Genomic DNA, 928 nt, shown 5'->3' on the forward strand with positions numbered 1-928 from the left:
TTTGCCAGTAAAATTGAACCTGCCTGTACTGAAGATGGTGTCACCTCACTCACCATCGACCACACTGATGCCTCCGTCGGGCCATAGCAATTCCATACACGACCCGTACATGCAACCAACTCTTTGGCTAAGGTTGTACTCAGCTTTTCGCCACCACACAAGGCTGTCAGCTTTGCTCGTCCCCTCCAACCATCACTGAACAACAAAGACCACGTCGCTGGTGTCGCCTGCATGATGTTGATATCCTGCGCCTCTAATAACGCACTCAAACGACTCGGCTCTGCACTGTCCGCTTTTGAGGCCAACACAACTTGCCCTCCATATGACAGTGGACCAAACAACTCCAACCCCGCAATATCGAATGCTATCGTCGTCACCGCGAGCAACTTATTAGGTGCACTCAGCGCACCTTCAAGCCGTACCTGCATCGCCCCGATAAAGTTCGCAAAGGTACGATGTTCAACCATCACGCCTTTGGGTTTACCCGTCGACCCCGACGTGTATATAACATAGGCCAGATGTGCTGAAGTCAACGTCTTCACCTGTGGTACACTCTGCGCACAGGCCGCAATGTCTCGCATCACTTGCGCGTCATCACTGCAAATCACTTGACCAGAGCTCAATGACCTCGGCATCTCCACATCTGTTTGACTTAAAATAAGTGACAGCTGTGCATCCTCAACCATATAAGCCAAGCGTGCAGCTGGGTAACTGGGGTCTAATGGCACATATGCACCGCCAGCTTTCAAAATCCCTAACAGCGCAACCACCATATCCATTGAGCGTGGTAAACACACCCCAACAAGGGTGTCTGGCTTCACCCCTTGAGCGATTAAATAATGCGCCAGCTGATTCGCCTTTGAGTTGAGTGCTGCATACGTCATCGACTGACCTTCAAACACCAACGCCATACTGTCAGGCGCTCCCA

The 928-nt window shown here is 51.4% G+C and carries 1 pseudogene; it reads right to left on the minus strand.

Annotation, left to right across the window (positions count from 1 at the left end):
• Nucleotides 1–860: pseudogene (locus OCI93_RS20910) on the minus strand (AMP-binding protein); the annotation flags it as partial.
• Between the last annotated feature and the right edge of the window lie 68 nt (nt 861–928).

This window comes from Pseudoalteromonas holothuriae, assembly GCF_945859825.1.
In the GTDB taxonomy this organism is placed as follows: Bacteria; Pseudomonadota; Gammaproteobacteria; order Enterobacterales; family Alteromonadaceae; genus Pseudoalteromonas; species Pseudoalteromonas holothuriae.